Genomic DNA, 19,962 nt, shown 5'->3' on the forward strand with positions numbered 1-19,962 from the left:
AAAAACGACCGAGCCGATAAAGGCACTGGCTTTTAACACGCTGTTGAGTTCTCAAGAAACGGACACCCACCGTGCTGGACCCGCTTTCGCGTTTCTCGCCTCGGGGCTGACTCGTCTTACTTTACCGGATCCGGCCGGTCTGTCAATTTCGGCCTTCTTCGATAACGCCCGTCCAATGTCACTTGCGCGGCACCTTCGGAGCGGTGGAGCTATTTCATCAGATCCGGCCCGATTGTCAAAACGGAGCCTTTCCGACGCCACCGCACGGCACAGCAGACGCGACGAAGCCGCATCGGCTGGTTCGTAGGTGGTTTCCCCTCGGGCCGGCCGCCGTCAGGCGTCCCGCACCCCGTGGGGCGAAGTGAACAGTATGCCCAAGGTAGGTGGACGTCAAACCAGCGCGCGGGAACGGATCGTCCTGGAACCCGCCTCCCCGCCGGTCACGAGGAGGGACGAGGCTCGATCTACCTCGGTTTTCATCTGATTCATCCCCCATCAGCCGCATCTGGCGCACCGCACGAAGCGCCAATGTTTCATTTCGGCAACGCGGCCCGAGCAGCTGCGCTCACGGCTTGGCGAGGTATCCACCGATGAAGAGAACGGCCTCGGCGAGGACCCAGATGAATGCCGCGATGGTCAGGGACGCGTCCAACAGGCCGGGCCTGCGCCGGATGCCGTGCGCTGCCCAAGCGGCGACGGCCACGGCCGCGGCAATGGCGGCGGCCGGAGACGAGAGCCTCACCGCATCTTCGAAGCCGGCCCCGCATCGCGGATCGTGGCGCTCGTCCTCACCGCAGAAGGCCGCGTCGCCCCAGCCTCCGATGGCGGAGAAGAGCCAGAGGGCGGCCAGCACGCAGTTCGCGATGGTCGGGACGGCCGGCGAGATCCACCAGCCGTTCATTCGCCCGGGCATGGCCTGCACGCACGGAAGGTACCTCGCCCCGTGGAGGCCGTGAAGACCCATCCGTGGCCACGGCCACGGTCAGGTGATCTCCTTGGCCTCGTGGAGGTTCATGTCCATGACGATGGCCGTCATGACGGCCATCGTCCGCAACGGCTCCCGGACGGGGTCGGAGATCTCGATCGCGTACCTGTCCGCCGTCGTCAGCAGGTGGGTGGCGAGCCCCGCCCATTTCTTGCGCACATGCGCGACCTTGCCACCGTCAGCGTCCTTGACCAGGAAGTTGTTGCGCGGAACGTCGACGTCCACGGCACCGATGAGAGTCCCGTCGTCGTCGTAGATGACGTAGCGGCGCCCGACGCGCTCGGTGACGAAAGACCCGACACGTTCGCCTTCCGGCCGGAAGATCTCGGTGTACTCCCGCCCGCTCTGCTTGTCCACTATCAGCAGCGGCTCGCCGTCGGGCGTGGTCAGCAGGACGGCCCGGGCATCGAGGTTCGACTTGCCGGGGAACAGGCCCCGCATCTCGGAGCGGCCCTCGTCGTTCGTCTGGCCGGCGATCGCGAGGACGGTCCCGTCGCCGTCCATCACCTTGTACTGCGACTTCGCGAACGGGCCCCTGCGAGGCTGTTCGACCTTGAGCACCGGGGAGCTGAACACTTCGCTCACGTGTTCTCCTGCCTCATCGACCGCATGCGCGGGCCGCCTCACTTCCATGACCGCACACCCTTGCCCGGGGTGTTCAACGGGCGATCCTCCCAAGCTCCGCCCCGGAAGGGAAAGCTCTTTCGGCGCACGGCCCCGTCCCGTAACCCACTGGCGCGACGCTCACACCACGGCTGACCTCGGCGAACTCGCACCGCGGCGCCGATACGAAAGACACATCCTTCTCGCCGTCCGGGCACCCCGTCCGGCCCCACCCATGCACACAGCCCGCCATCCAGCGCTCCAGCGCTCCAGCGGTCCGGCGGTCTGGTCCGGCGGTCCGGTGTTCCGCCGCCCAGCACCCCTTCCCCTGCCCCTGCCCCCGGGTGCCCCAAGGCGCACAGAGGACCCGGCGGCTACTTCGGCCTAGTTACCCCAGCCCCCCGCCCGCCGTGGCGGACGCGGTTTCGATCGACCGTGTGAACCGCGACGCGGCCGGGAACCGCAGACCGTCCCCCCAGAAGCCCCACCCGACAGCCCACCAGCACAACGGCACAACGGCACAACGGCACAACGGCACGCTAAGCGGCCCGACGGCCCGACGGCCCGGCGGCACGGCAGCGCGACGGCCCAGCAGCCGCGACGGCCGACCAAGTGGCCCGACGGCCCGCAGCGCGACGGCCCGCGGCCCGGCGATGCGACGGCGCGGAGGTCGCCGTCTCCGCCTAGGGGCGTCCGGAGCACCTGCCGGAGCAGCGAGACGTCACGCTCCGCCGCGATGGCGAGCAGCGTGCCCTGACCGTCGAACGCCTTCTACCGGGTAGGAGGGCCGCTGGCGCGCCGCGCGGCTGGTCGACACGCAGCACCGGAGCTGAAAGTCGGGCCTGGAGCCGCGTGATGGCAGCGCCGCACCGAAACGTGGAACGCGAAAGGGGCGGCCCGTAAAGGACCGCCCCTTGAGACTCACCGACGTGAGGAAACGCGTCAGAAGTCCATGCCGCCCATGCCGCCGGACGGGTCGCCCGCCGGGGCCGGGTTCTTCTCCGGCTTCTCGGCGATGACGGCCTCGGTGGTCAGGAACAGCGCGGCGATCGACGAAGCGTTCTGCAGCGCGGACCGGGTCACCTTGGCCGGGTCGAGGATGCCCGACTCGAACATGTTGACGTAGTCGCCGGTGGCGGCGTTCAGGCCCTCACCCGGCTTCAGGTTGCGGACCCGCTCCACCACGACGCCGCCCTCAAGGCCGGCGTTCACGGCGATCTGCTTCAGCGGCTCCTCAAGAGCGCGCTTGACGATGTTGGCACCGGTGGCCTCGTCGCCCGCGAGCTCCAGCTTGTCGAACGCCTTGGTGCCGGCCTGCAGCAGCGCCACGCCGCCACCGGGGACGATGCCCTCCTCGACCGCGGCCTTGGCGTTGCGGACGGCGTCCTCGATGCGGTGCTTGCGCTCCTTGAGCTCGACCTCCGTCGCGGCGCCGGCCTTGATGACCGCGACACCGCCCGCGAGCTTGGCCAGGCGCTCCTGGAGCTTCTCGCGGTCGTAGTCGGAGTCGGTGTTGTCGATCTCGGTGCGGATCTGGTTGACCCGTCCCGCGATCTCGTTGGCGTCACCGGCGCCGTCCACGATGGTGGTCTCGTCCTTGGTGATGACGACCTTGCGGGCGCGGCCCAGCATGTCGGTCGTGGTGTTCTCCAGCTTGAGACCCACGTCCTCGCTGATGACCTGGCCACCGGTCAGCGTGGCGATGTCGCCCAGCATGGCCTTACGGCGGTCGCCGAAGCCCGGGGCCTTCACGGCCACGGACTTGAAGATCCCGCGGATCTTGTTGACGACCAGCGTGGCCAGGGCCTCGCCCTCGACGTCCTCCGCGATGATCAGCAGCGGCTTGCCGGACTGCATGACGCCCTCGAGGACGGGCAGCAGGTCCTTGTTGGCCGACGCCTTGCTCTGAACGATCAGGATGTACGGGTCCTCGAGGACCGCCTCCATCCGCTCAGGGTCGGTCACGAAGTAGTGCGAGATGTAGCCCTTGTCGAAGCGCATCCCCTCGGTGAGCTCGAGCTCCAGACCGAAGGTCTGGCTCTCCTCGACCGTGATGACGCCTTCCTTGCCGACCTTGTCCATCGCCTCGGCGATCATCTCGCCGATCTGCGGGTCGCCCGCGGAGATGGACGCCGTGGAGGCGATCTGCTCCTTGGTCTCCACGTCCTTGGCGAGCTTGGACAGCTCCTCGCTGACCCGCTCGACCGCGGCCTCGATGCCGCGCTTCAGCGACATCGGGTTCGCGCCCGCCGCGACGTTGCGCAGACCCTCGCGCACGAGCGCCTGGGCCAGCACGGTCGCGGTGGTGGTGCCGTCACCCGCGACGTCGTCGGTCTTCTTGGCGACCTCCTTGACGAGCTCCGCGCCGATCTTCTCCCACGCGTCCTCGAGCTCGATCTCCTTGGCGATCGACACACCGTCGTTGGTGATCGTGGGGGCGCCCCACTTCTTCTCCAGCACGACGTTGCGACCCTTGGGACCAAGGGTCACCTTTACTGCATCGGCCAGCTGGTTCATGCCGCGCTCGAGACCGCGACGGGCCTCCTCGTCGAACGCGATCATCTTTGCAGCCATAGGCTCCAGTCCTCCCGGAACAAGGTGGCTTAAAGGATCGAGCCGACGCCCGCGACGGACGGCCCCCGCCGACGACTGCCATTCCGCCGCCGGACTGAGGCCTCATCGCCCCGACCCAGACTGTGAAGCTGTCACTCTCCACAGCAGAGTGCCAACCGTTTGTTTAGCACTCTACCCTGCCGAGTGCAAGCGCCACACATCCTGGGCGGGGGAAGGTTCATCTACCCGTCCGGACCCGTTCCCACCTGCGTCGGAGCCTCGTTCGGAAGCCTCACGGGTGTGTCGCCGTGATCCACGGTGCGTGATCGTCCGCCGGTAGTCGCGGAACGATCGCGGAACGCGCGCACCGGGATGGGACAAGTGAGCATATGTGCTCTGCAGCATGGCCACCGAGTGCCCGGCACGAGCCGCCACGTTGGCCCCCGGCACCCCACTGTTGAGCCAGAGCGACAGGCTCGCATGCCGCAGGTCGTACGGCGGTTGAGCGAGCGGCGTGGCGAGCTGGGCAGCGGTCAGGACGTGTTCACGGGCGCGCCACCAAACCGACTCATAACTGACCAACGCGAGACGGTGGCCGCGCTGATTGCCGAACAGCCGACCACCCTCGGCCGCGCCGAACTCGTCCACGTGGGCACGCAAGATAACGACCACTTCGGGGCAGGCCGGCACCGGACGCTTCACCTCGTCGGCGCGCGCCTTGAGACTGCGCACCTGGTGATACTGGCCGTCATCGGTCCTTTGTTTCCCCGATGCTTGGACATCGCGAGACCTCCGCCCGCCCGTCGGCGGACGGCTGTCAGGGGGGCGCGCCACCGCCCGCCTCGAAGGTCTTTGCGACAGTCTCCCGGACTTGGCGCCACAACTCGCCATAGGGCGATGCGTCCAGACCCGGCCGAGGCCCGTTCGTAGGCTCTTTGGTGCGGTCGAGCGGCTGTCTGGGTTGGCGATGGAGGGGCGTGTGGCGAAGAGGCGCTACGTAGCCCGCGGGGTTCCCGGCGGCTACCGCATCTGGGACGCAAAGGCGCGCAAGTGGTGGGGAGACCACTACGAATTGTGCCCCGACGACCTCTTGGCCGAGCTGAACGGAGACCGGGACTCCGCGAAGATCACGGAACAGCTCAGGCACTATCGGACTCGGAAGCGGTAGATCACGCAACCCGCTGAAGCCTAGTTCTGGGCGCGCGGAACAATCACGGAACGGACGGCCCCGTTCTTGCTCGGTGGGGCTGCCGGTTGTTCTCACCTGCGCGGGTGGGGTGTGGAACCGGCCCCGGGTTGCTCTTTTGGTTCTTGTTGACCGGTACGGGTCAGTGGGCCGGTCGGTGCGGGCGGGGTTGGGCTTCGGCGTCGGTGGTGGTGGCTACCTGGGTCCTTTGCGCCCTTGGCGTTCAGTACGGCGAGTGACAGGTGGGCTTGCCGGGTGGTTGCTCCGGAGCGTGGAGGATGAGGCGGGGTGGGTGGCGGGTAGCCTCGTTCGGGAGGTTCTGGGGGGTGTGGGGATGAGTGTGGCCGAGGCTACTGGTGGTTTCGCGCGGGACTTTGAGGTGCGTCCTGGGACTCGGGGGGACGTTCCGCGTGCCGTCCGTACGCTGGGGCGTGCGTTCGCCGACTATGCCTATACGCGGCACGTCATCGCGGCGGACGACCATTTGCGGCGCGTCGAGCGGTTCCAAGAGTTGTTCATCGACCGGATCGGACTCGACCACGGCAGCGTCTGGGTCGCGGGCGGTGGTGACGCGGTCGCCGTGTGGACGACGCCGCGTACCGCCGACGCCGGGAACGTGTTCGCCGAGCTCGGGCCGCGCTTCGCGGAACTGGCCGGCGACCGCTTCACCGCCTACGAGGAGGCCGAGGCCGCCATGGCCCGGCACCGGCCGGAGGAGCCCGTATGGTTCCTCGGCGCCGTCGGCGTCGACCCCGGCCGGCAGGGGCGCGGTCTCGGCGGCGCCGTCATCCGTCCGGGGCTGGACGCCGCCGACCGCGAAGGCGTCCCCGCTTTTCTGGAGACCTCCGAGGCCCGCAACGTCGCCTTCTACGAGAAGCTCGGATTCGAGGTCACCGCCGAATACGTCCTGCCGGGCGGTGGTCCTCGCACCTGGTCGATGACTCGGCGGACGGGCGCCTAGAGCAGACCAGTGTGGGCTGTGCGGGTGGCGGCCAGGTGGGACTGGTGGGTTTCGATCCAGTCCTTGGCCACCTCGATGGTGAGTTCGACGGTGACCAGGTAGGAGTGGGCGTCGGCCACGGTGACGGTTACCTGGTTGCCGTCGGTTTCCAGGTGGATTTCGGGGGCGCGTTGCCCTTCTCGCCATGATGCGGCGTCGGCGCCTTCGGCCAGCGAGTCGAGGACGTTCTCCCATTCGGCGAGGTCCGCGGACGTCAGGCGGGTCTTGATGCTGCCGTTGACGAGATAGCTGCCGACCTCGATGACGCCGTTCAGGCCGCGGGCGTCCTGGCCTGTTATGCGGAGGACGACGCTGTTTCCGAGGTCGTCGGCGAGATGGATGAGTTCGACCGTGTCATGCTCTGCCACCGCGCCATCCTAGGGTCAGCCGACACCGCAGGGGGCGGCGCTGACGGTGGAGACGTCGGCGCCCGGGAAGACGAAATAGGCTTCGGCGGCCAGGCCGGCGGGGACCAGGGCGCAGAGGGCGATCAGGAGGATCGGGGCACAGAGGACGCGGGCCCACTGAGGCGAGCGCGCGCCGGCCGCGAGGACGGCCACGGCGAGGACCGCGGCCAGCGCGGTGGAGGCGAAGACGCCGACGGGCAGCCAGGCGCCGTAGCCGTGGCTCCAGTGGGCGGCGGCGCGGTGGTGGAGGCAGTCCAGTTCGCGGGCGCGGTCGGCGCGGGCCTGGAGGGCGGACATGGCCCAGAAGCCGAGGATGGCCAGGCCGGTCAGGGCGGGGGCCAGCGCGCCCGGCCAGCGCCAGAACGTGGCTTGGGTCATCCGGGGATGATAGGGGCGGGCCCGGCCGGAGCCGGGCCCGCGGGTGATGTCAGCCGCCGGCGACGGCGGGGATGATGGAGATCTGGGCGCCGTCGGGGGTCGGGGTGTCCAGGCCGTCGGCGAAGCGGACGTCCTCGTCGCCGACGTAGACGTTCACGAAGCGGCGGATCTTGCCGGCGTCGTCCAGGATGCGGGCGGAGATGCCGGAGTAGTTCGTCTCCAGGTCGGCGACGACGGCGCGCAGCGTGGTGCCGTCGGCCTTCACCTCGGACTCGCCGCCGGTGTAGGTCCGCAGGATCGTCGGGATGCGCACGGAAACGCTCATGGTGCTCCTCTTCTCAGGCGAGGTCGGCGGCGCGGAACGCGTCGAGGGACGGGGCGATGTTCGCGGACGGCGCGACGACCGGGGCCACGGCGTCCAGGGTCTTCAGGCCGTCCCCGGAGTTGATGATCACGGTCTCGGCGGACGGGTCGAGGGTGCCCGCGCCGATCAGCTTGCGGAGGGTCGCGACGGTGACGCCGCCGGCGGTCTCGCCGAAGATGCCCTCGGTGCGGGCGAGGAGGCGGATCCCCTCGACGACCTCGGCGTCGGTGACGTCCTCGACGGCGCCGTTGGTGCGGCGGGCGACGTCCAGGACGTAGGGGCCGTCGGCGGGGTTGCCGATCGCGAGGGACTTGGCGATCGTGTCGGGCTTCACCGGGCGGACCACGTCGTGCCCGGCCTTGAACGCGGCGGCGACCGGGTCGCAGCCGGCGGCCTGGGCGCCGAACACGCGGTACGGCCTGTCCTCGACGAGGCCGAGCTTGATCAGCTCCTGGAACGCCTTGTCGATCTTGGTGAGCTGGGAGCCGGACGCGACCGGGACGACGATCTGGTCGGGCAGCCGCCAGCCGAGCTGCTCGGCGATCTCGTAGCCGAGCGTCTTGGAGCCCTCGGCGTAGTAGGGCCGGACGTTGACGTTGACGAACGCCCAGTCCTCCTGCTCACCGGCGATCTCCGAGGCGAGCCGGTTGACGTCGTCGTAGTTGCCGTCGACCGTCACGAACGTCCCGCCGTACACGGCCGTCGTGATGATCTTCTGGGCTTCGAGGTCGGACGGGACGAACACCGCGCTGCGGATCCCGGCGCGGGCCGCGGCGGCGGCGACCGCGTTGGCGAGGTTGCCGGTGGACGGGCAGGCCAGCACCTTGAAGCCGAGTTCGCGGGCGGCGGCGAGCGCGACGGCGACGACGCGGTCCTTGAACGAGTGGGTCGGGTTGCCGCTGTCGTCCTTCACCCACAGGCTCTGCAGGCCGAGGCTCTCGGCGAGGTTGTCGGCGCGGACGAGGCGGGTCAGGCCGGGCTCGGTGTTGGGCGTGTCCGCGACGTTGGACGGGACGGGCAGCAGCCCTCGGTAGCGCCAGATGTTGCGCGGCCCGGACTCGATGGAGTCGCGGGTGACGCCCTGGAAGTCGTAGGCGATCTCCAGGGGGCCGAAACACTCTTCACAGGCGTAGAAGGGGCCGAGATCGCGCGTGGAGCCGCATTCGCGGCAGACGAGCGCGGTAGCGGGTCCGAGGTCTGTGGCAGGCGTGAGTGCCATGAGGGCGAGGCCTTTCTCCCCATCTTCCCTGCGCCACCTTGGTCGCAGGCCGGAGTTGGCACCATCTCCCGGCCGGCCTCGCAGGATCGCGAGTGCGCCATAGCCGGGTGGTTGCCGGGGCTTCGCAGGGCCGGTCCCTCCACCCCTCTGGATGAGCGGTATTCAGTTGTCGATCCACGAGTGGTTTGAACTCGTATGGGTGACTTTACATGAGCTGATCGGATGCCAGACAGCGCGGTCCACCGATTGAGACGTTACCCGGACGAGGTCTTGATCACGCCGGCGACTCCCGGCGGACGGTCCGCTGGGTCGGGTCGAGGAACACGTGCCGGACGATCGGGAGCCGCTCCCGGAGCCGCCGGTCGATCTCCCCGGCGACGTCCTCGGCCTGGTCGGCGCTGATGTGGTCGGAGAAGTTGACCTTGGCGGCGACGAGCAGCTGCTCGGGGCCGAAGTGCATGGTGAGCAGCTCGTCCACGCCGGTCACGCCGGGCGCGTCGAGGATCTCCGCGCGGATCTCGTGCTGCGCGTCCGGGTCGGCGGCGCGTCCGATGAGCAGGCCGGTGCTCTCCTTGCCGATCAGCAGCGCGAGCGCGACGAGCAGCAGCCCGATGAGGACGGACGCGAGCCCGTCCCAGAAGTCCGACCCGGTGATCTGCCGCAGCACCAGCCCGCCCGCGGCGAGCGCGAGGCCGACCATCGCGGCGCTGTCCTCGAACAGCGCGGTCTTGAACGTCAGGTCGGGCGACTTGCGGACGTGCTCGACGAGGTCGCGGTCGGTCGCGCGGGTCTCCTTGCGCGCCTGGTAGAGGGCGCGGATCCAGGACGTCCCCTCCAGTACGGCGGCGAGGGCGAGGACGGCGTAGGCGAGCCAGACGGCCGTGCCGGCGGCGCCGTGGCCGGTCATGGTCAGGATGCCCTCGAAGATCGAGAACCCGGCTCCGGCGACGAAGATCCCGAACGCGGCGAGCAGCGACCAGACGTAGCGCTCGTTGCCGTAGCCGAAGGGATGGCGCCGGTCGGGGGGACGTTCGCTGCGCCGCAGCGAGGCGAGCAGGAAGCTCTGGTTGAGGGTGTCGGCGATCGAGTGGGCGCTTTCGGCGAGCATCGCGCTCGACCCGGCGAACAGGCCGGCGACCAGCTTGGTGATCGCGAGGATGGCGTTGGCCGTACCGGCGACGAGCACGGTCTTCGTCGTGTCGGACCTGCTCATCCCGCTCCGTTACCCCTTACAAAACAGGCTAATCCGGCCGATGTCCGGCCGATGTCCGGCCGTGGCGGAAACCACGCGGGTCACTGTGGAGCACCCCGGTCACAACTGAGACCCTGCCGGTATGAGCCAAGTGCTGGTGGCATCCAACCGGGGCCCGGTGTCGTTCTCGCTGTCCGAGGACGGTGGGCTCGCCATGCGGCGCGGTGGCGGCGGGCTGGTGTCCGGCCTGGCCGCCGTCACGGGCGCCCCGCGCGACCCCGGGCCGCCCCGCCCGGCGGAGCCCGCCCAGGCGCCGTCAGAGCCCGCCCCGACATCGTCGCCGTCCGCCCGGACGCCGTCGCCGTCCGCTCCAGGCCCGGCTGTGCTCTGGGTGTGCGCGAGCCTCAGCGAGGCCGATCGGACGGCCGCCCGCCGTTCACCGGACGGCCGCATAGACGAGGCGGGATACGACACCGGTGGCGCGGCGGTACGGATGCTCGACATCCCCGCGGACACGTTTCACCGTGCGTACAACGCGGTGGCCAACTCGACGCTGTGGTTCGTCCACCACCTTCTGTACGACACACCGCGCAGCCCGCATTTCGATGCCCGCGCCCGCCGCGACTGGCAGTCCTACGAGGCGTACAACGCGGCCTTCGCGGACGCCCTGGCACGGGACGCCGCCCATGGCGCGAAGACGGCGATCCAGGACTACCACCTGTCGCTGGCCCCGCGGATGCTCCGCGAACGTCGTCCCGACCTGAGGATCGTCCACTTCTCCCACACGCCCTGGGCGCCGCCCGAGTACTACAAACTCCTCCCGGACGACATCGGTACGCAGATCCTCCTCGGCATACTCGGCGCCGACCATGCGGGGTTCCTCACCGAGCGGTGGGCTTCGGCGTTCCTCGACTGCTGCGAACTCGTCCCGGGGGCACGGGTCGACCGTGCCGCCCGCACGGTCACCTGTTCAGGGCACACCACGCACGTGGGCGTCCACGGTCTCGGCGTGGACGAGGAGGCATTGCGGCAGCGCGCGGACCAGCAGGACGTCGTCGAGCGAGCGCGCGCGCTGAGGGAGCAGGTGGGCGACCGCCAGCTCATCGTGCGCATCGACCGGACGGAACTGTCGAAGAACATCGTGCGCGGTCTCGCCGCCTACCGGGAGTTGCTCGTCAACCATCCCGAATGGCGCGGACGCGTCGTGCACCTGGCGTTCGCGTACCCGTCCCGCTACGACCTGCCCGAGTACCGCGAGTACACGGCGGCCGTCCAGCAGATGGCCGCGCAGATCACCGAGGAGTTCGGCACCGCCGACTGGGACCCGCTGATCCTGCAGGTGAACGACGACTACCCGCGGTCCCTCGCCGCCTACGGCCTGGCGGACGTCCTGCTGGTCAACCCCATCCGCGACGGGATGAACCTCGTCGCGAAGGAGGGGCCCGTCCTGTCGCGGCAGGGCTGCGCGCTGGTGCTGTCGCGGGAGGCGGGCGCGGCGTCCGAACTGTCGGAGGACGCGCTGATGGTCAACCCCTTCGACGTCTCGCAGACGGCGGAGACCCTGCACCAGGCGCTGCTGATGCCGCGCGCCGAGCGGGCCGAGCGCTGCGCCCGCCTCACCGCCGCCGCGACGGCGCTCCCCCCGCAGCGCTGGTTCGCCGACCAGCTCGCCGCCCTGGACTAGTGGACGGATCGCGGTGCGCCGCCCGCTCCGGGCGGGTGGACGGGCGGCACACCGCAGGCTTCAGGAGGTGCTGGCGGAGGTCTCGGTGACCAGCCGGCAGTCGACCGGGTTCGGTTCGTGGTGCTGCTTCCAGCGTTCGCGCAGCGCGTCCTTGCGCTGCGCCATGCGGCGGTGGGCACTGACCCGGGTGAAGTGGGCGAGCTGGGACGTGGACGGCTTCGGCAGCCCGCTCGGCTCGTAGCCGTACTCGGCGAGCCGCTCGCCGAAGGCGGCCTCGGCCAGGCTGATCTCCCACGGGTCGAGGCGCTCCGCCCACGACCCGATGCGGCCCGTGTTGACCTCGTCGCGCGTCCGGCCGTGCCACCTCTTGCGGGACGGGACGATCTGCCGCGCGAGGCCCTCCGGGTGCGTCATCGCCGGGTCGAACTCCTCACCGAGAAAGCCGCAGAGCCGCGTCAGCTCGTCGGCCGGGTCGGCGACGAGCCGCTCGTACTGGAGTTCGTAGTAGGTGTCGGGGCCGAGGCGCGCGGCGAGCCGGCGGCCCTGGTCGACGGTCTCCCGCCAGAGCGACACGGCGTGGTGGACGTCGCCGTCGTACCAGGGCATCTCCAGCAGGGAGGCGACGCAGTCCCGGCCGTCCCGGACGAGGTGGACGAACTGCGCGTCCGGGAACAACCGCAGCAGCGTGCCGGCGTGCCTGGCGTAGCTCGGCCGCTTGTCGCCCCAGCGCGGCTTGCCGTGCAGCCGCGCGTAGGCGCGGAACACGATGCCGAGCGCGGAGCCGAGCGTCGGCGGCCCGTCGGCGATCTCGTCGACGACCTCGCCGGCGTCCAGGCCGAGTTCCCGCACCTTGGTGGAGCGGTCGCTGGTGATCCACTCGGCGAGTGCGCGCCTGTTGTTCCTCTCCGCGAGGTCACCGAAGTCGCACCTCGCCGTATAGGCGGGGAGGACGAACTTCGTCTCCGCCGGGATCGCGATGCGGGAATGCGAGTGGAGCATCAGCCGCAGCAGGGTCGTCCCCGAACGGGCGCAGCCGAGAACGAAGATCGGTCGGTCGTGGCGGGAGGCGGATCCTGATGGCATGCACCGATGCTGGTGGAGGCGCCCTGGTCACGGCCCCTGTTCTGGACGCACCGTTACCGCGCGATGACCGACCTTTGACGGCCCGCCCCGCCACGGGCCCCGTCAAGGGCGGGGTCCACACCCGTGGCCGGTCAACCCGGCCATGACGGGCTCGCCCCGCCACGGGCCCCGTCAAGGGCGGGGTCCACACCCGTGGCCGGTCGACCCGGCCATGACGGGCTCGCCCCGCCAGGGGCCGGTCAGGTGTAGGACTCGCCCAGTGTCTGCCGGACCTGCTTGCGCGCCTCGTGGATGCGGGACTTGACCGTGCCGAGCGGCAGCTTGAGCTGCTCGGCGATCTCCGCGTACTCCAGCTGGGACACGTCCCGCAGGACGAGGGCCTGGATGAGGTCGGGCTTGCGGGCCTCCAGGTCCTCCATGGCGTCCAGGATGTCGACCCGGGATCCGGCGATGACGCTGGTCCGGCGCGGGTCGGGGCGCTGCTGCGGAAGCTCGCCCGCCTGCTCGACCGACCGCCGCTTCAGCGACCGGTAGGTGGACCGGGCGGAGTTGGAGACGACGACGTGCAGCCATGTGCTGAACCGCGACCGGCCCTCGAACCGGTGGATGTTGCGCGCGACCTGGAGCAGCGCGTCCTGGCATGCCTCTTCGGCGTCCTGCCGGCAGGGCAGGAAGCGCGAGCTGTGCCGCAGCACGTCCGGCTCGATCTTGCGGAGGAGCTCGTTGAGGGCGCCCTGGTCGCCCTGAGCGGCCTTCACCGCCAACTCCTCGGTCCTCTCGTCGAATGCCATGCCGCCTCATCGCTCGTTCGCGGGCTCACCCCGTTTGCTGGGATGATACGGGAGTGTCCTTCCCAGCATCTGTAGGCCGTTACCGAATCGATCGCGTCCTGGGTTCGGGGGCGTTCGCCTCTGTGTGGCTGGGGCACGACGACGCCCTGGAGTCGCAGGTCGCCATCAAGGTGCTGAACAGCAACCTGGTGGACGATCTGGACGTGCGCAACCGGTTCCTCGAGGAGGCCCGGATCCTGCGCCGCGCCGACTCCGAGCGGCTCGTCCGGGTGCACGACATCGGCGAGCTCCCGGACGCCCGCCCCTACTTCGTCATGTCGTACGCCGACCGCGGGACGCTCGGGGACCGCATGCGCGAGCGGCCACTTCCGGTCACCGAGGTCGTCGCGCTCGCCGAGCAGATCGCCTACGGCGTCGAGGTGATCAACACGCTCGGGGTGATCCACCGCGACCTCAAGCCGTCCAACGTGCTGTTCCAGTCGACGGCGGACGGCGGCGAGAAGCTGCTCATCGCCGACCTCGGCCTGGCCAAGGCCCTCGCGCACGCCTCCGGGGCCTTCACGCTGCCGGTCGGTACCCCCGGGTACATGTCGCCGGAGCAGGCGCGGTTCGGCGGCGGCCTGGACGTGCGCGCCGACGTGTACGGGCTCGGCGCGCTGACCTACCACATGCTCACCGGACGCGCCCCGGGCCCGGCGCCGGTCAAGTCGCCGCCGAGCGAGCTGCGCGAAGGGCTGCCGCCGGCGTTCGACCAGGTCATCATGCGAGCGCTGGAGGTGGAGCGGGAGAAGCGGTGGCCGACCGCGGAGGCGTTCGCGGAGGCGCTGTCCACGCTGCGCCCGACGACGGCCCCGGCGGCACCCGGCCCGCCACCGATGCAGGCCGCACCCCCGGCCCCGGCCCCGGCCCCGACCCACGCCCCGGCTCCGGCCCCGGTCCCGCGGATCGACGCGGACGCGACCGTCCAGGACTTCTACCGGGACGGCACCCCGGCGCAGCCGCCCGCTGCTGGTCCTGCTCCCGGTCCTGCTCCCGGTCCCGGCCCCGGTCCCGGCCCCGGTCCTGGTTCCAGCCCTGGTCACGGTGCTGGTCCCGTTCAGCAGCCGCCCGGCCCGGGGCAGACCGCCGCCGCGCACCAGGGCGTCCCGCCCGACATGCGGACACGGCTGGACCAGCCCGTGGAGGACGACGTCCGCACGTCCGAGATGCGCCTCCCGCCGGGCCCGCGCGGTGACGGCCAGGCGACGATCGTGGACGACCCGGCCAGGCGCGCCACCCCGTTCGGGCAGGGCGAGGGCCCCACCTCCCCGGACCACGACAACGACCGCACGGTGTCCTACCAGGGGCCGCCGCAGGGCGGCGACAACAAGACCGCCGTGTTCCCGACCCAGCCGCCCCCGCAGGGCGGCGCCCCCATGCCACCACAGGGCGGCGCCCCCATGCCGCCCCAGGGCGGCGCGCCCATGCCGCCGGCGGGCGGGCCCTACGGCGGTCCGCCACCGCCCACGGGGTTCCAGCCCCCCTCCCCCGGTCCGGTGCAGGGCCAGGGCCAGGGCGCCAAGCGGGGCGGGCTGATGAGCAGGCTGTCGGGCGGCGGGGGTTCCGGCGGCGGCGCGTCCAAGAAGTTCGTCACGCCGCTGGTCATCACGGTGGTCGTGCTCGCGGTCGCGGTCGTCGGCGGGCTGACGCTCGGCCTGCTGTTCTCCGGCGGCGACGGCAAGGACGGCAAGGAGAAGAAGGCGGCGGAGATCCCGAAGGACTTCGTCGCGGCCTCCGACACCGCGGGCAAGATCAAGACCGCGGTGCCGAAGGCGTGGCCGCTGGACAAGGAGCAGACGTGGACGCCGTCCACCGTCCGGCTGAACGACAACCAGCCCCGGCCCGTGCTCCGCGCCACCCCGGACAAGGCCGCGTTCCTCGGCAACGGCAAGGGCCCCGGCGTCTTCATCGGCGTCACCACCGACGTGCGCCCCGACCAGCTTCCGCCGCAGAGCGCGTCCAACCACCCGCAGTGTACGAAGGCCGCCCCGGAGAACTACACCACGCCGGACGGCGCCCTCAGCGGGACGATCACCCGCTTCACCGCCTGCAAGACCGGCACGCCGTCGGTGACCGAGATCGGCCTCAAGGACAAGTCCGGCAAGTTCGGCCTGTGGATCCGGGTCAAGGAGACCGATGACCGCAACGCCACCAAGGACATCCTCGACCACCTCAAGGTGACGCTCTAATTCCCAGGGCGCTGTGTTGACCCAGGGGGGCGACCCCCTGGAACCCCCGTCACGAGCCGGTCGATCCTCACGCCACGGTGCGGGTGTGTTGTGACCGTGCGGGTTTGCGCCGTGTCGCTGCGGTCGCCCGGCTCGGCGGGCATGCCCGCTCCGGGCGCTTGGGCGCCCTCCGCGTGCCTGCCCGTGGCCGCCGCTCCGGTCACCGCCAAGGCTCAGGCCCTCCCCAAGAGGGGACGCGTCCGGGGACGCTGTAGAACGACGGCTCCTCATCACCGCTCTCACTACGCCCGGCCAGGTCACCGAGCCCGGCAGCGTCGGTGGACCACTCATGGGGACGCGGCAACCGCCTGCGACGAAGTGACCGTCCCGCACGAGCGCCTTGACGAATCCCATGACACACCCCTCAGTGGACGAACCCGCTTGGCTCCATGCTGAGGCGCACCCGCCGCACGTGGAAGCAGAACGTGGTTCTGTGGATAACCAGGCTTTCCGTGACTCAGATCACTGAGATTGCCGTTGCATCGCGTTGTGTTCCGATATATCGTTAATACATCGCAACCGATCACTAGATAAGGAGACTGCGATGCACGACCACACGATGAGAAGGCGCGGCGGGGGCCGAGGGCCCGTGGAGCGCGGGCGGCGCGGAGACCCGTTCGGTCCGTGGGGGCCGGGCGGTCCCGGGTCCGGACCCGGGCCGGGCGGCCATCGCGGACGCGGTGGGCGCGGCCGGCGCACCCGGCGCGGCAACGTCCGGGCGGCGCTGCTCGCCCTGCTCGCCGAGCGCCCCATGCACGGCTACGAGATGATCCAGGAGCTGGACGGCCGCACCGGCGGCGTCTGGCGGCCGAGCCCCGGCTCGGTCTACCCGACCCTCCAGATGCTGGAGGACGAGGGCAAGGTCGGCAGTGAGGAGCAGGGCGGCAAGCGCCTGTTCTCCCTCACCGACACCGGCCGCGAGGAGGCGGAGGCGCAGACCATCGCCCCCTGGGACGAGGTCACCGCGGCCGCCGGCGAGAACGTCCTGCGCGGACGCGAGGCCATCGGCCAGCTGATGGGAGCCCTTCAGCAGGTGATGGCGGTCGGCAGCGAGGCGCAGAAGGCGCGCGCCCTGGACGTCGTCAACGACGCCCGCCGCCGCCTCTACGGGATCCTCGCCGACGACCCCGAAGCCGAGTGAACCCGCACGACCGCAACCGCCGCGCCCCAGCCGGGCCGCGGCGGTTTCGCGTTCAGCGCGGGAAGGGCGCCTGCTTGGCGAGCTGGTCGGCCATATAGAGCTGCTTCCACACGAACAGGCCCATGTCCGAGCGCTTGACGGCGCGGTTCACGGGGACGTCCACCGTCGCGCGCACCAGGAACGACGAGCCCGGCGGCAGGTACTTGTCGCCGCCGTCGCCCGGGACCAGGTTGCCGCCCGCGAGATGCCGCACGACCTGGCTTCTGGTCGGCGGGGTGCACATGTCCTCGGGGACGCCGGCCTGCGGCATGCACCGTCCCTGCGCGTCCGGCGTCACGAGGCTCCGCTTGACGAACACGTCGCCGGGGAAGTCGAGCAGGACCCTCTTCTGCGTCGGGTTGCTGAGGATGTACTCGACGTAGGGGAACGACGTCCCCGACGGCGGCGAGGACTGCGACGTCGGGGCCACCCCGTCGCTGACCCCGCTCGTCACCGTCGCGATCCGGTACTTGGAACCGTCGGCGGTGCCGACGGTGATCGGGTTGCCCGCGTCGGGCATCTCGGCGGTGCCGACCGGGCTCTGCTCGCCGCTGGTCGGCGCCGCGTCCGTCCCGCCGTCGTCGCCCGATCCCGGCGTGAGGACGAGGCCGGCCGTGACGAGCCCGGCGAGCACGAGCACGCCCGCCGCGACGAGCCCGCTGCGGCGCCCCGCGCGCCGGCGCGCCTGCCGGTCGCGCTCCCGTTCCCGCGACCCCAGCCGGACCTGCACACCGCTGGTCTCCCGGACCCCCATCGGCCCGGCCGTGGACGAGCGCTCCTCGCGCTCGGAGTAGGCGTCCTGCGCCTCCGGCACCCCGGCCCACTCAGCGGCGCCGGCCCGCGCCGGACCGGCGGGCTCGGATGGACCGCCCACCCGCGGCCACCCGCCGGTCTGCGACAGCTCGGACGGCCGCGCGTCGGCGGGCCGGGCACCTGCGACACCGGGTTCGGACGGACCGCCGACCCGCGGCCATCCCCCGGTCTGCGACAGTACGGACGGCTGCGGGCCGGTACCCGTGCCGGTACTGGGCTCCGGCAGGTGGACGGTCTGCGGAAGACCGCCCGGCTGCGGCAGCCCACCTCCCGGCGAGACACCTCCCTGCCGCGCGGCATCGCCCGGCCGGCCGGCACCGCCCGCCTGCGGGACGCCACCGGCCTGCGAGAAATCGCCGGGCTTCGAGACACCGTCGGCCCGCGGAACGCTGCTGGGCCGCGGGGCCGTGCCGGCCTGCGGAAGGCCACCGCCCTGCGGGGCCATGCCGGCCTGCGAGACATCGCCGGGTTGCGGAACGCCACTGGCCTGCGGGGCCGAGCCGGGCTGCGAGACTCCGCCGGTCAGCGGGACGCCACCAGGCTGCGTCGTGGTGCCGGGTTGTGAGGTGCCTCCGGGCTGTGCGGTGGTGCTGGGCTGGGGGGGTGCGGGGGCTGGGGGTGTGCCCCAGGCGCGTGGTGGTGCTTCGCCGGGTGGTGCCTGGACGATGGGACGTGTCGGTGCGCCCGGTGGGATGGGCGCGCCCGGCGGGCGGGCGTCCGCCGGCTGGATCGGCGTGCCCTCCCTGGGCGTGGCCCTAGGAAAGCCGCCGGCGGGCGTGTGCCTGATGTCGTCCGGACGGCGCGGGGCTCCCGATCCCGTGTCCACCATCAAGCCTCCCATGTCCTCAGCGTGGCTCCCCCGTGAGCCACGCTTGTCGCAATCCACCATATTTTGGCCCAATTGGACCCGACGTCTACGGGTGCCCCCAGAGTCTCGCGAGATACGACAACTCCGGTTGGGTGTCTTGTCACTTTTCCGACAAGGTAGTGCCCAGGTCAGGACGGTACGTCCACCAGGGCGCCCATGAGGTCCACGACGCCGGGCGGGCCGTCGACCACGACGTCCGCCCGCTCGGCGAGTTCGGTGACCTCCGCCGACCCGCTGCACACCAGCACGCCCGGCACGCCCTCCGCGCGCAGCGCCTCGACGGCGTCGAACGCGGCCAGGTCGCCCAGGTCGTCCCCCGCGAACAGCACGGCCGACGGACGGGCGCCGAGGTCGTCGACGAACCGGCGCAGCGCCCTCCCCTTGTCCATGCCGTGCGGGCGCAGTTCCAGGACGAGGCGTCCGGGCTCGACGGTGAGCCCGGTCCGCTCGGCGAGCGCGGCGAGGATGCCGCGCAGCCGTTCCAGCGCGACCTCCGGCTCGGCGCAGCGCCGCGTGTGGACGGCGAGCGCCTGCCCCTTGTCCTCGACGAAGGTCTCGGGCGGGGCGCCCGCCGCCGCGAGGACGCCGGGCAGTTTCGCGCGGGCCTCGGCGACGCCCGGCGGCGGCTCCGGTTCGGTCAGCACGCCGGACTCCCAGCGTTCGAGCCCGTACTGCCCGAGGACGACGAGCCCGTCGATGCCCGCGAAGCCGCCGTACTCGACGGCCACCGCGGCCGGCCGTCCCGTGATGATCACCAGTGCGCCGACCAGCGGGGCCAGCCGGGCGAGGGCGGGGGCCGCGCCGGGATGGGCCCGGGCCGAGGCCGGATCGTCCACGATGGGCGCGAGCGTGCCGTCGAAGTCGAAGCCGAGCACGGCCCCGGCCGGGTTCCTGCGGATGGCGTCGAGGCCGCCGTCGCCGGCGGCCGTCGCGGAGCGGGGAGAAGTCACCCGACCCAGTGTGGTCGGGTCAGGGCCGGATGCCGAGTCGGCGCGCGGCGCGGCTGCGTTGCCGCTGTGACCGCATCCGGCGGAGGCGCTTGACGAGCATCGGGTCGCACTCGAGCGCCTCGGGTCGGTCGATCAGGATGTTCAGGAGCTGGTAGTACCGCGTCGCCGACATGTCGAAGTTCTCGCGGATGGCCTGCTCCTTGGCGCCGGCGTACTTCCACCACTGCCGCTCGAAGGCGAGGATCCGCCGGTCGCGCTCGGAGAGGTGGTCGGCATGGAAGGCGGCGTCGTCGGCCCCTCCCTCATCGTCTTCGGTCAGGGGTCGCGGGGGTCGGCCATCGTCCATGCTTCCGTCCAGTGGGGGGACGTCACCGCGGGGCCCGTCGGGGGCGTTCGCCGCTCGCATCAGGTCCCCTCTGTGGTTACTGATCCCGGCTCG

Annotated in this window: 19 protein-coding genes and 1 riboswitch; of the genes, 5 read left to right on the forward strand and 14 right to left on the reverse strand. The window is 71.1% G+C overall.

Annotation, left to right across the window (positions count from 1 at the left end; translation table 11 throughout):
• On the forward strand, positions 1 to 307 hold a 307-nt coding region (locus ABZ806_RS17785), incomplete at its 5' end, for a hypothetical protein (RefSeq protein ID WP_500218387.1).
• Positions 308 to 565: 258 nt separating this feature from the next.
• Here the strand turns inward: ABZ806_RS17785 and ABZ806_RS17790 are convergent.
• From ABZ806_RS17790 to ABZ806_RS17805, 4 genes are all read right to left on the reverse strand, one after another.
• Positions 566 to 922, reverse strand: a complete 357-nt coding sequence (locus ABZ806_RS17790; RefSeq protein ID WP_500218388.1) for a hypothetical protein — start codon at positions 920 to 922, stop codon at positions 566 to 568.
• 60 nt (positions 923 to 982) lie between these two features.
• Positions 983 to 1,570: a phospholipid scramblase-related protein gene (locus ABZ806_RS17795; RefSeq protein ID WP_500218389.1), complete on the reverse strand. Its 588-nt coding sequence runs from the start codon at positions 1,568 to 1,570 to the stop codon at positions 983 to 985.
• Positions 1,571 to 2,530: 960 nt separating this feature from the next.
• Positions 2,531 to 4,162 (reverse strand): chaperonin GroEL, encoded by a 1,632-nt coding sequence (gene groL, locus ABZ806_RS17800; protein WP_163061358.1) that lies wholly within the window; start codon positions 4,160 to 4,162, stop codon positions 2,531 to 2,533.
• A gap of 171 nt (positions 4,163 to 4,333) precedes the next feature.
• Complete coding sequence (locus tag ABZ806_RS17805; RefSeq protein WP_500218390.1) at positions 4,334 to 4,873, reverse strand: hypothetical protein; 540 nt, start codon at positions 4,871 to 4,873, stop codon at positions 4,334 to 4,336.
• 833 nt (positions 4,874 to 5,706) lie between these two features.
• On the opposite strand from ABZ806_RS17805, the gene ABZ806_RS17810 reads away from it, so the two are divergent.
• Positions 5,707 to 6,288, forward strand: a complete 582-nt coding sequence (locus ABZ806_RS17810) for a GNAT family N-acetyltransferase (RefSeq protein WP_500218391.1) — start codon at positions 5,707 to 5,709, stop codon at positions 6,286 to 6,288.
• On the opposite strand, the gene ABZ806_RS17815 is transcribed toward ABZ806_RS17810, so the two are convergent.
• From ABZ806_RS17815 to ABZ806_RS17835, 5 genes are all read right to left on the reverse strand, one after another.
• A complete protein-coding gene (locus tag ABZ806_RS17815; RefSeq protein ID WP_500218392.1) occupies positions 6,285 to 6,695 on the reverse strand; it encodes a DUF5959 family protein in 411 nt (136 codons plus the stop codon). The genes ABZ806_RS17810 and ABZ806_RS17815 overlap by 4 nt on opposite strands.
• A gap of 15 nt (positions 6,696 to 6,710) precedes the next feature.
• Positions 6,711 to 7,112 carry a hypothetical protein gene (locus ABZ806_RS17820; RefSeq protein WP_500218393.1) on the reverse strand — a complete coding sequence of 134 codons (402 nt, stop codon included), beginning with the start codon at positions 7,110 to 7,112 and terminating at the stop codon, positions 6,711 to 6,713.
• A 49-nt stretch (positions 7,113 to 7,161) separates the two neighbouring features.
• The gene (locus ABZ806_RS17825) at positions 7,162 to 7,437 is read right to left on the reverse strand and encodes a MoaD/ThiS family protein (RefSeq protein ID WP_067634656.1); all 276 of its coding nucleotides are present in this window, start codon (positions 7,435 to 7,437) and stop codon (positions 7,162 to 7,164) included.
• A gap of 13 nt (positions 7,438 to 7,450) precedes the next feature.
• A complete protein-coding gene (gene thrC, locus ABZ806_RS17830) occupies positions 7,451 to 8,695 on the reverse strand; it encodes a threonine synthase (protein ID WP_500218394.1) in 1,245 nt (414 codons plus the stop codon).
• A 16-nt stretch (positions 8,696 to 8,711) separates the two neighbouring features.
• A riboswitch (SAM riboswitch) is annotated at positions 8,712 to 8,853 on the reverse strand.
• Positions 8,854 to 8,969: 116 nt separating this feature from the next.
• Positions 8,970 to 9,908 (reverse strand): cation diffusion facilitator family transporter, encoded by a 939-nt coding sequence (locus ABZ806_RS17835; RefSeq protein ID WP_500218395.1) that lies wholly within the window; start codon positions 9,906 to 9,908, stop codon positions 8,970 to 8,972.
• Positions 9,909 to 10,029: 121 nt separating this feature from the next.
• On the opposite strand from ABZ806_RS17835, the gene ABZ806_RS17840 reads away from it, so the two are divergent.
• On the forward strand, positions 10,030 to 11,571 hold the full coding sequence (locus tag ABZ806_RS17840) for an alpha,alpha-trehalose-phosphate synthase (UDP-forming) (RefSeq protein WP_500218396.1): 1,542 nt from the start codon (positions 10,030 to 10,032) through the stop codon (positions 11,569 to 11,571).
• Positions 11,572 to 11,631: 60 nt separating this feature from the next.
• Here the strand turns inward: ABZ806_RS17840 and ABZ806_RS17845 are convergent, their stop codons facing one another.
• Together ABZ806_RS17845 and ABZ806_RS17850 are read right to left on the reverse strand one after the other, a co-directional pair.
• The gene (locus tag ABZ806_RS17845) at positions 11,632 to 12,654 is read right to left on the reverse strand and encodes a sulfotransferase family protein (RefSeq protein WP_500218397.1); all 1,023 of its coding nucleotides are present in this window, start codon (positions 12,652 to 12,654) and stop codon (positions 11,632 to 11,634) included.
• 239 nt (positions 12,655 to 12,893) lie between these two features.
• Complete coding sequence (locus ABZ806_RS17850) at positions 12,894 to 13,445, reverse strand: RNA polymerase sigma factor (protein WP_371946335.1); 552 nt, start codon at positions 13,443 to 13,445, stop codon at positions 12,894 to 12,896.
• Between the two features lie 122 nt (positions 13,446 to 13,567).
• Here ABZ806_RS17850 and ABZ806_RS17855 point away from each other — a divergent pair, with 122 nt between their 5' ends.
• Both ABZ806_RS17855 and ABZ806_RS17860 read left to right on the forward strand, forming a co-directional pair.
• A complete protein-coding gene (locus ABZ806_RS17855) occupies positions 13,568 to 15,673 on the forward strand; it encodes a serine/threonine-protein kinase (protein ID WP_500218398.1) in 2,106 nt (701 codons plus the stop codon).
• A gap of 583 nt (positions 15,674 to 16,256) precedes the next feature.
• Positions 16,257 to 16,853, forward strand: coding sequence for a PadR family transcriptional regulator (locus ABZ806_RS17860; protein ID WP_500218399.1), 597 nt, complete (start codon positions 16,257 to 16,259; stop codon positions 16,851 to 16,853).
• 52 nt (positions 16,854 to 16,905) lie between these two features.
• Here the strand turns inward: ABZ806_RS17860 and ABZ806_RS17865 are convergent, their stop codons facing one another.
• The 3 genes from ABZ806_RS17865 to ABZ806_RS17875 form a co-directional block, all read right to left on the reverse strand.
• Positions 16,906 to 17,766 (reverse strand): hypothetical protein, encoded by an 861-nt coding sequence (locus tag ABZ806_RS17865; RefSeq protein ID WP_500218400.1) that lies wholly within the window; start codon positions 17,764 to 17,766, stop codon positions 16,906 to 16,908.
• 935 nt (positions 17,767 to 18,701) lie between these two features.
• Complete coding sequence (gene otsB / locus ABZ806_RS17870; RefSeq protein ID WP_500218401.1) at positions 18,702 to 19,523, reverse strand: trehalose-phosphatase; 822 nt, start codon at positions 19,521 to 19,523, stop codon at positions 18,702 to 18,704.
• A 19-nt stretch (positions 19,524 to 19,542) separates the two neighbouring features.
• Positions 19,543 to 19,869 carry a DUF3263 domain-containing protein gene (locus ABZ806_RS17875; protein WP_500218402.1) on the reverse strand — a complete coding sequence of 109 codons (327 nt, stop codon included), beginning with the start codon at positions 19,867 to 19,869 and terminating at the stop codon, positions 19,543 to 19,545.
• Positions 19,870 to 19,962 lie beyond the last annotated feature (93 nt).

Origin of the sequence: Spirillospora sp. NPDC047418 (genome assembly GCF_040643275.1) — a bacterium.
Classification (GTDB): domain Bacteria; phylum Actinomycetota; class Actinomycetes; order Streptosporangiales; family Streptosporangiaceae; genus Spirillospora.

Coding starts and splice junctions, on each gene's coding strand:
- groL (WP_163061358.1), bottom strand. CDS start 4,162: ATGGCTGCAAAGATGATCGCGTTCGACGAGGAGGCCCGTCGCGGTCTC.
- ABZ806_RS17820 (WP_500218393.1), bottom strand. CDS start 7,112: ATGACCCAAGCCACGTTCTGGCGCTGGCCGGGCGCGCTGGCCCCCGCC.
- ABZ806_RS17825 (WP_067634656.1), bottom strand. CDS start 7,437: ATGAGCGTTTCCGTGCGCATCCCGACGATCCTGCGGACCTACACCGGC.
- thrC (WP_500218394.1), bottom strand. CDS start 8,695: ATGGCACTCACGCCTGCCACAGACCTCGGACCCGCTACCGCGCTCGTC.
- ABZ806_RS17835 (WP_500218395.1), bottom strand. CDS start 9,908: ATGAGCAGGTCCGACACGACGAAGACCGTGCTCGTCGCCGGTACGGCC.
- ABZ806_RS17840 (WP_500218396.1), top strand. CDS start 10,030: ATGAGCCAAGTGCTGGTGGCATCCAACCGGGGCCCGGTGTCGTTCTCG.
- ABZ806_RS17845 (WP_500218397.1), bottom strand. CDS start 12,654: ATGCCATCAGGATCCGCCTCCCGCCACGACCGACCGATCTTCGTTCTC.
- ABZ806_RS17850 (WP_371946335.1), bottom strand. CDS start 13,445: ATGGCATTCGACGAGAGGACCGAGGAGTTGGCGGTGAAGGCCGCTCAG.
- ABZ806_RS17860 (WP_500218399.1), top strand. CDS start 16,257: ATGCACGACCACACGATGAGAAGGCGCGGCGGGGGCCGAGGGCCCGTG.
- ABZ806_RS17875 (WP_500218402.1), bottom strand. CDS start 19,869: ATGGACGATGGCCGACCCCCGCGACCCCTGACCGAAGACGATGAGGGA.